The following is an 8,812-nucleotide window of genomic DNA, read 5'->3' as shown; positions in this document are numbered from 1 at the left end:
GTCCCCACCGCCAATTTTGTCGAGATGGGCGGTGTCGCGAATGGCACATTGGGGACGTTGAACGTCGTCGATGTCCCATTCGCGACACCGCTGCGGCTGGGTCAGGGGCGTAGATGGGCGGCGAGGAGGTCGCGGGCGTCGGAGTCCCAGTTGTGCTGGATGAGGCGGGTGTGCTGGGTCAGGCACCGGACCGCGGGGTTCCGGGAGCGACGCAGCCGTTCGGCGACCGCGGGCAGCGCGTCGAGGCGCGTTTGGATGGCCCGCAGGTCGCCGCGGCCGAGCAGGCCCCGTTCGAGCCGGTCCCGCATCGCGCGCGGCTCGGCCTGGACGGCGAGCGTGAAGAGCGACTTGTCGCGTCCGTAGCAGAAGTCGTGCAGGAACAGCAGATCCGTGACGTTCTGGTCGGTCGCGTCGTCCCCGAATGCCGCTTGGCCCAGCCGCTCGCGGAAGTCCGCGTCGGACAGCTCGGGGTTCTGGGCGTATTCACGCAGCGCGACCCGGTTGACGGCGACCACGGGGTCCCGGTAGGGATTCTCGTCCAGGCCGATGAAGTCGAACCCGAAGGGACGCAGTTGCTGCCCGACGAGGTTGGTTTCGCCGAATTCGGCGTGCTCGGCGACGAAGGTGAAGAACTCCTGTGAGGGGAAGTACGAGGCGAAGCCGTGGTCGCGCACCCACCGGACGCTGGCCCGCACGTTGCCCGGCGGCTGGCTGATGACGTCCAGATCGAAGTAGTAGGCGCGCGACACCTTCTTCGCGAATTCGAGGTTGACCGTCCACGGGCTGAAGATCACCGTCCACCGCGGATCGTAGGGCAGTTCGGCGCCGTTGGGCCCGCCGACGAAGTAGTTGGGGTGCACGAGGATGTCCGCGTCCGGGTCGTGCGCCCAGACCTCGTCGGACAACTGGCGGACGAACTCGAACTCGATCTCGTAGTAGTGTCTCGGCCCGCCGCAGTCGCCGCCGGTGCAGATGTCGATGTCCGAGGATTCGATGAGCAGGCCGTCGGCGTTCGGGTAGAAGTCGAAGTACATCTCGCGCGCGTATTCGAGCATGAAGCGCTTCGCGTCCGCCTTCGTCGGGTCGAGGTTGTAGCCCCACGAATGGATGCCCTGCATCCGGGCGAGACGGCCGTTGGACTGCTGCGCCTTGAGGTCCGGTCGTTCGAAGGCGTACTGGTTGGTGCCGTCGTAGGTGTAGGGAGTGAAGCCGAGCAGGATGCGGATGCCCTTGGTGTGCGCGTATTCGATCAGCTCGCCGACGAAGTTCTCCCGCACGTTGCGATGGGAGCGGTTGTACCGCCACGTGATCGGGTACTTCCGGGACCGGAACGCGCCGCCCATCCACAGCACGACCCGTTCGACGCCGTCCTCGGCGAAGCTGTCCATGATGGACTTCCAGGTGTCCAGTCCCGCCGTCGGGATACGGCAGAACGTCAGGTAGCAGCCCCTGCCGACGGGCACCCGCGACGGGGTCATCGGGATTTCCGGGCCGGGCGGCGGCACCGCGTGCGCCTGCCCTGTCGACACGGCTGAATCGATCAGCGTGCCCGCGAGCGCGGCGCCGCCGATCCGTAACACGTCACGTCTGCTGACCATCGCGGTCCCCTGCCGTCCGGCGGCCCGGACTCCACGGTGTCCGGGGTATCCCTTCGACGTTAAATTGCCGATGACGGAAGGAAAAGTGACACTGCCCCAATGGCGTAGACCAGTGATCACGGATTGCGGCAGACGGCGGAACCGGCGGGCGCGACACGAGTACGCGCCTGATCCGGTCGCCTTCCGTCCTTTTCGGATTCGTGATCACCGGGCCGGGCCCCGCTCCGATGGTGAAGTGTCCACTGTGGTCAGTGCGGCTGTCGGCGGGAAGCCGGACGCGCCGGCAAGGGGTCGCCCGGCGGGCGTGCTGTCCGGTATCGGCGGTCCGCGGGGCTCGACCGGCCGCCGCGGGACCCGGCTGCCCGGCGAGTGGGTCCCGGCGAGCCGATTCCCGGAAATTCCGGGTGAACCGTCCGGTAACTTCAAACAGTACGGCCGTTATTGCCGAACCCGCTATTGGCCCCTCCGCGTGACTACTAAGATGCGCTCAATGCGCACCGGGGACGTGATCGCCAGTCGGTACCGGCTCGAAGACGAGCTGGGTTCGGGTTCCAATGGTGTCGTATGGAGCGCGTTCGACCGGAAGCTGAAACGGCTGGTCGCACTCAAACGGCCGCACTCCCTGCGCGGGGAAACGGAGCGTGACCGGTTCCGGCGGGAAGCCGAGAACGCGGCGCAGGTGTATCACCCGAATGTCGTCTCCGTCTTCGACACGGTGGATGACGACGAATGCTGGCTCGTGATGGAGTACCTGCCCTCGCGCAGTCTCGACAAGATCATCGAGAACGGCCCGCTGGCGCCGGAGCGGGTCGCGAGGATCGGGGTGCAGATCGCGGCGGCGCTGGAAGCGCTGCACGTCCGCGGCGTCGTGCACCGTGACGTCAAGCCGGGCAACATCCTCGTCACCGACAACGGCCTCGCCAAGCTGGCCGACTTCGGCATCGCCGTCTGGCGCGACGTGACGCTGACCGACGACGGCCGCATCACCGGTACCGCGGCCTACGTGGCCCCGGAGGTCGCGAACGGCAAGCCGGCGACGACGGCGTCCGACGTGTTCTCCCTCGGTGCCGCGTTGTTCGCCGCGGTGGAGGGCACTCCACCGTTCGGCACCGGGCATCCCGAGGCGGTGCTGGCGCGCGCCAGGAAGGGGACGATCCCGCTGATGCGGCAGGCCGGCCCGCTGGCCCCGGTGCTCGCCGACATGCTCCGTACCCGGCCGGGGGAGCGGCCGAGCACCGCCGAGGTGATCGAACGGCTCGGGGAATGCCTCGGCGGATGGGAGCCGCCCATCACTCCGCCGCCGTCCCCGCCGGGGCGGCAGGGCCGTGGCCGGCGCCGGCGGGTGTACTGGCTGAGCGGGACGGCCGCCGTCCTCGTGCTCGCGGCGGTCGCCGTCCTCCTCGTTTCGCTGCTGACGGCACCATCCGACACGGACGTCATCGGCGACCCGCGCACCGTCGATCCGTGCGCGCTGACCGACCAGGACGCCATGCGCCCGTTCGGCAGGATCGAGCTGCAGAACGACTACGGCGGTTTCGGCCGGTGCGACGTCTTCGTCGAAGTAGGCGCTCCCACGAAGGTGGACATGGAGGTCGAGTTCGCGGCCGCGGAACCCGAGGTGCCGCGGGAGGTCAAACCGGGTGAGTTCGCGGTACACAAGAACCCGCGCAACGGAGACGAATGCGATCGCAGTGTGGCCGTGACACAGCAGACCGACATCTGGGTCACCGCGAAGCAGCAGAACGCCACCGCTGACCTGTGCACGATGGCCGATGTCGCCACGAAGAGCGTGGTCGCGAAGCTCCGCCAGGGCCCGCTGCCCCGCCGCGAGCCGTTCGCCCCCGTGTCGCTGGCCAACTTCGACGCCTGCGGCCTGTTCAACGGCGGCGCGCTCGCCGGTATCCCCGGTATCGACGCGATCCACCCCCAGGTCGGCTTCGGCAACTGGAAGTGCGGCTGGAAGAGCACCACCGACTACACGAAGCTGCGCGTCATCTTCGACCAGAACACGGATCTGACCGCGGGTTCGGGCGGACCGACCCAGCTGTCCGGCCACCAGGCCTACGTGGACAGCAGTGACGAAGGCGGCACCGGGACCTGCACGGTGCTGGTGGTGCATCGCGCCTACGCCGACCAGCGCGGCCGCAAGGCGGTCGAGCTGGTGAAGGTGGAGGTGGAAGGCAGGAAGCCGGGCAAGGACTTCTGCCAGATGGCGACCGACGTCGGCAGGGCCGCGGCGACGGCCCTGCCGAGCTGAACGTCGCGCGGGAGGGGTCCCGGCGCCTCGGCCCTACGCTGATCGCGGGACCGGCTCGTCCGGCTGCCGTGAACCGTGAGGAGGAACGCCGTGAGACTTCGTTCGAGTGACGGCGAAGGCCGCAGACTGCCCAGCGACCACGGCAGCCTGGCGTTCGGGGTCGCGCCCCGTAATCCCGGTGCCGCCAGGACACCGGCTCCCGGGGCGATCTCCGCGCTCGCGATCGGCGGCGGCTACACCGTCGGCCCGCGTGAGAACCGCACTGTCCTTTTCGGACGGAACAAGGACGAGGTGCACGTCTGCGTCGGCGAGGACGACCGGCGGGTCAGCAGGCAGCAGGGCGTGCTCACGCATCGTCGTGGCCAATGGTGGGTGGGCAACACCGGGCGGCTGCCGATCCGGCTGCCGCAGTCCCGGTGGTTGTTCCCCGAGGAGGAGGAAGTCCCGCTCACCTCGGGGTACACCCCGATGTTCCTGCGGGGTTCGGCGGACCGCGAGCACCTGCTGGAGGTGTACGTGGTGGGGTCGAACGGCGAGCAGCCGACGGCCGTGCACACCGAGCCCACCGACACACCGAGAACCTGGCGTCTGGAACCGCACGAGCGGCTGGTCCTCGTCGCGCTGGGACAGCGCTACCTCCGGCACGAGGCGCGGCCGCAGCCGCTGTCCCGCGTCCAGGTGGCCGATCTGCTCGCCGAGCTGCAGCCGGACGCGGAGTGGGGCTACCGCAAGGTGGAACGGGTCGTCGCGAACGTCCGGTACCGGCTCGCCCACGCCCGGTACCCGGTCGCGGGACTGACGAAGGAAGAGGTGCCCGAGCCGGTCGGCAACTGGCTCAACCACAACCTGCTGACCGAACTGGTGATGAACACGACCACGCTGGTGCCACCGGACCTCGCGCTGCTCGACGAGCCGCCCGCACCGGACTCGGCGGACTGACCACGCCGGTGTGACGGCAAGCCCCGGTCACCTTTCCCACTTGGCGGACGTCGTCGGAGTGACTGATCCATCAGCGTCACCCGAGGAGCCGAGGTCCGTGCACACCCAGATCTACCTTGCCGTCACCGTCGTCACCATCGCGATCAACGCGGCGATCGCCGTCGCCGACTTCGTCAAGGCGAAATTCGTGCTGGCCAACTCGGCGGCCGTGGACGTCCCGCCGTCCTGGCTGCCGCTGCTCGCCACGCTCAAGGGCGCGGGCGCGGCCGGCCTTCTGCTGGGGCTCCTGGGCTTCCGGATCCTCGGGATCGCCGCCGCGATCGGGCTGACGCTGTTCTACGTCGGTGCCGTCGTCGCGCACATCCGCGCCCGCGTGCTCGGCAACATCGCCTTCCCCGGCGCTTTCCTGGCCTTCGCGGTCGCGAGCGCGGTCCTGGCCTTCCTGCACTGAGCCAGTCGTCCCCGAATGTGTTCATTGTGGATTTTGGTGCTTCGCGTGACGGGCTTGCCTGCCGCGAACGGAGCGTTCGCGACATCCGCCTCACCACAGAGCAAGGCGACCACAGTCCCAAGGTGACCTTGGGGCCCGAGGCGACCACGGCGGGGGCCGGGGGTGCGCACGAACCACTCAAGGCGACCCGCGTTGCGTGCTGGGGGTCCGGGGGTCATCCCCCGGGTAGATACCGCGGACACCGGGAGCGACCCGAAGGGGCGCGAACAGGAGCATCCGTCTCGTGGGGCCGGAGAGACTCGAACTCTCACTGGCACGGACCTAAACCGTGTGCCTCTGCCAATTGGGCTACGGCCCCAGTGTTGCTCGGTGAAGCGTAGCGCGCGGGCCGGTCGGCTCCGCTCGGCGTGGCCAGTGCCGGGTGCGCGGAGGGTGTCCTCTAACGTGGGCGCTTGAAGTCCCGAAGCGGCGAGGAGGACACGTGGCTCGCGACCCCGAGACCATCGAGCGTGAGATCGAGCAGGCCAGGAAGGCGCTGGCTTCCACGCTCGACCAGCTCGGCACCAAGGCCAACCCCAAGAAGCTCGCCGATCAGGCGAGCCAGGGCATCAAGGCCAAGCTGAACGAGCCCAAGATCAAGTTCCCGCTGATCGGCGTTGGCGCCCTCATCGGGGTGCTGCTGCTGCGCAAGCTCTTCCGCTGAGTCAGGCCCGGGCGGCCGGCGGCGTCGCGGCCTTGGCGGAAGCCTTGGCCTTGGTGTCGTCGGCCTTCTGCTCGTCCTGCTTGCGGTCCTCGACGGCCTTGGGGAGCTGCTTGCTCGGCGGGAGCTGCGGTTTCCCGCTGGTCTTCTCCGCGGCGGGTGCGTCGGCCTGCTTCGGGGCGGTGGCCGAGGGCGGGACTTCCAGCGGCGCGATCTCCGGCAGGGTGAGCCGCGCGGTCATGTAGGCCGTGGTGAACTCGAGTGCGCTGCCGTTGAGCAGGTGCACCACCGTCGACTTGCCTTCCGGCGCCAGCTTCTCCACGAGCTGGTCCGTCCGGTCTCTGGCGGCGATGATGCCGGGAGCCCTGGCGGTCAGTTCCTTACCATGGCCGCTCACCGTGATCGTCCAGTCGGCGTCCTCCTGGACGTAGGTCGCCGTGATCGGTTCCACCATCTGCACTCACCCCTTCCCCTCATCAGCATGCGTCACGGACTGGGACTCGGCCACCGCGCGCGCATGACGGAGTCACCCGCCTCGTTGCGCGGCTGTGACAGTCCAGCACACTTTGTCCGTGTTATCGATACCGTAATACAACTCTGTGTCACAAGACACGGAGTGGAATGTGCTCTGAGTGACGACCGAATGGCGTAATGCACGGGCATCTTCACGAGCAGATCACCCGTGGCGGGGATCCAGTCCCGACCACAGCACGTCCATCGCGTACTCGGTGGCCATTTCCGGGGTGACTTCCTCGTGTCGCTCGCACCAGATGGCGAGCCGTTCGTTCGAGCCGACCACGATCTCGGCGGCGGCCTCCGCGCGCAGGTGATCGTCGTCGGCGAGGTAGGCGCTCACCAGTGCGGCGATCAGGTCGGTCTGCTGGCGCCGGACCTGCTCGATCTCGTCCGCCGCGGGCGTGCCGATCAGTGCCATCTCGTGGCGCAGCAGTGACCACGCCTGCCGTCGTTCGCGGATGAAGACGAAGAACGCCAGCATGCCGCGGCGCAGCGCCTCCTCCGCGGTCGCGGCCCCGACGGTCGCCTGGGCGGTGACGTCGCGCAGTTCCGTCCTCGACTGCCGGATGCAGGCCAGCAGCAGGCCTTCCTTCGAGTCGAAGTACTCGTACAGCATCGGCTTTGAGACGCCGACCAGCTCGGCGATCTCGTCCATCGACGCCGCCGCGTATCCCCGTGCCGAGAACACCTGCTCGGCCACTTCGATCATCTGCCGTTCGCGTTCGGCCCGGGGCATGCGCTTGCGCTTGGCGGTGGTCACGGGTAACACTCTACCGCCAGTAACCTACTCCGAGTAAGATGGACTCCGGGTAACAGGAACGCGGGAGGTCGGCAGATGGGCAAGCGCACCGAAACGGGGGTCGTCATCGTCGGGACGGGGTTCTCCGGCCTCGGCATGGCGATCCAGCTCCGCAAGGAGGGGCGCGAGGACTTCGTTATCCTCGAAAAGGCCGACGACGTCGGCGGTACGTGGCGCGACAACAGCTATCCCGGCTGTGCGTGCGACATCCCGTCGCACATGTACTCGTTCTCGTTCGAGCAGAATCCCGGCTGGTCACGCGCCTATTCGCCACAGCCCGAGATCTGGGGCTACATGCGCCGCGTCGCCGACAAATACGACCTCCACCGCTTCATCCGCTTCGGCCAGGAGATGACCGGCACGCGCTGGGACGCCGACGAAAACCGCTGGTACGTCGCGACCAAGTCCGGGGACGAGTTCGTCGCCGGCGCGCTGGTGCTCGGCATCGGGGCGCTGCACCTGCCGATGATCCCGGACCTGCCCGGCGTCGAGAAGTTCGCCGGCCGCGCGTTCCATTCCGCGCAGTGGGACCACGACTACGACCTGGCGGGCAAGCGGGTTGCGGTGGTCGGCACCGGGGCGAGCGCCGTCCAGTTCGTCCCGAAGATCGCTCCCGGCGTCGCGAACCTGACGCTGTTCCAGCGCACCCCGCCGTGGATCATGCCCAAACCCGACCGCGCGATGCCGGGCTGGCTGCGTGGGCTGTTCCGCTCGGCGCCGCTGGTGCAACGGGCCTACCGCGACTTCGTCTACTGGCGGCTGGAAGCGCGGGCGCTCGGGTTCAACGGCCAGTCGTGGGTGATGAAGCTCGGCCAGCGCCTGGCCAAGCGCAACATCGACAAAGCGGTCAAGGATCCCGGGCTGCGGGCCAAGCTGACGCCGGACTACACCATGGGCTGCAAGCGGGTCCTGATCTCCAACGACTACTACCCGGCACTCGCCAGGGACAACGTCGACGTCGTCACGGACGGCGTCGCGGAGGTCAGGGAGCACAGCATCGTCGACGCCGCCGGGGTCGAGCACGAGGTCGACGCGATCATCTACGGCACCGGCTTCCACGTCACCGACGCCTTCGACGAGCTGGAGATCCTCGGCAAGGACGGCCGCGACCTCGGCAAGGAATGGGCGAGCGAGGGCATGCGGACGCATCTGGGCATCACCGTGTCCGGGTTCCCGAACCTGTTCCTGCTGCTCGGCCCGAACACCGGGCTCGGCCACAACTCGGTGGTCTTCATGATCGAGTCGCAGATCCGTTACGTCGCCGAGGCGCTGCGGCTCGCCCGCGGCAAGGCGCTCGACGCCCGGCCGGAGGCGCAGGAGCGGTTCAACACCGAGATCCAGCGGAAGCTGGCGAAGGGGATCTGGACACGCGGCGGCTGCAAGAGCTGGTATCTCGACGCGAAGGGCGTCAACCGGACGATCTGGCCGGGCTTCACCTGGCGCTACTGGCTGGTGACGCGCAAGGTCCGCCAGTCCGACTACGAACTCCTCGGCTGATCGTCGGCTCGAAGTGCCGTCAAGGCCACCTTACGGGCGTCAGGCGCCCGTAAGG

8 protein-coding genes and 1 tRNA gene are annotated in these 8,812 nt (G+C 68.3%); 5 read left to right on the top strand and 4 right to left on the bottom strand.

Annotated features, from left to right (window positions below):
• Positions 1–101 precede the first annotated feature (101 nt).
• A complete protein-coding gene (locus ACFW0G_RS28955; RefSeq protein WP_378328578.1) occupies positions 102–1,598 on the bottom strand; it encodes a hypothetical protein in 1,497 nt (498 codons plus the stop codon).
• 490 nt (positions 1,599–2,088) lie between these two features.
• Here ACFW0G_RS28955 and ACFW0G_RS28950 point away from each other — a divergent pair, with 490 nt between their 5' ends.
• The 3 genes from ACFW0G_RS28950 to ACFW0G_RS28940 all read left to right on the top strand — a co-directional run bounded on the left by ACFW0G_RS28950 (position 2,089) and on the right by ACFW0G_RS28940 (position 5,245).
• On the top strand, positions 2,089–3,855 hold the full coding sequence (locus tag ACFW0G_RS28950; RefSeq protein WP_378328577.1) for a serine/threonine-protein kinase: 1,767 nt from the start codon (positions 2,089–2,091) through the stop codon (positions 3,853–3,855).
• 90 nt (positions 3,856–3,945) lie between these two features.
• Entirely contained in the window at positions 3,946–4,794 is an 849-nt protein-coding gene (locus tag ACFW0G_RS28945) for an FHA domain-containing protein (protein ID WP_378328576.1), read from the top strand.
• A 97-nt stretch (positions 4,795–4,891) separates the two neighbouring features.
• Positions 4,892–5,245 (top strand): DoxX family protein, encoded by a 354-nt coding sequence (locus tag ACFW0G_RS28940; RefSeq protein WP_378328575.1) that lies wholly within the window; start codon positions 4,892–4,894, stop codon positions 5,243–5,245.
• Positions 5,246–5,529: 284 nt separating this feature from the next.
• Here ACFW0G_RS28940 and ACFW0G_RS28935 read toward each other — a convergent pair.
• Positions 5,530–5,603: transfer RNA gene (locus ACFW0G_RS28935), tRNA-Leu, on the bottom strand.
• Between the two features lie 123 nt (positions 5,604–5,726).
• Between ACFW0G_RS28935 and ACFW0G_RS28930 the strand changes: the two genes are divergently transcribed.
• Positions 5,727–5,948, top strand: a complete 222-nt coding sequence (locus ACFW0G_RS28930; RefSeq protein ID WP_378328574.1) for a DUF3618 domain-containing protein — start codon at positions 5,727–5,729, stop codon at positions 5,946–5,948.
• Position 5,949: 1 nt separating this feature from the next.
• Here ACFW0G_RS28930 and ACFW0G_RS28925 read toward each other — a convergent pair whose 3' ends face one another.
• The gene (locus tag ACFW0G_RS28925) at positions 5,950–6,399 is read right to left on the bottom strand and encodes a hypothetical protein (RefSeq protein WP_378328573.1); all 450 of its coding nucleotides are present in this window, start codon (positions 6,397–6,399) and stop codon (positions 5,950–5,952) included.
• Between the two features lie 222 nt (positions 6,400–6,621).
• Positions 6,622–7,221, bottom strand: coding sequence for a TetR/AcrR family transcriptional regulator (locus tag ACFW0G_RS28920; protein WP_378328572.1), 600 nt, complete (start codon positions 7,219–7,221; stop codon positions 6,622–6,624).
• Positions 7,222–7,296: 75 nt separating this feature from the next.
• Between ACFW0G_RS28920 and ACFW0G_RS28915 the strand changes: the two genes are divergently transcribed.
• On the top strand, positions 7,297–8,757 hold the full coding sequence (locus ACFW0G_RS28915) for a flavin-containing monooxygenase (protein WP_378328571.1): 1,461 nt from the start codon (positions 7,297–7,299) through the stop codon (positions 8,755–8,757).
• The last annotated feature ends 55 nt before the right edge of the window (positions 8,758–8,812 follow it).

It is taken from the genome of Amycolatopsis sp. NPDC058986, assembly GCF_042741125.1.
Lineage (GTDB): Bacteria > Actinomycetota > Actinomycetes > Mycobacteriales > Pseudonocardiaceae > Amycolatopsis.
This window is presented reverse-complemented; position numbering and strand designations above follow the sequence as displayed.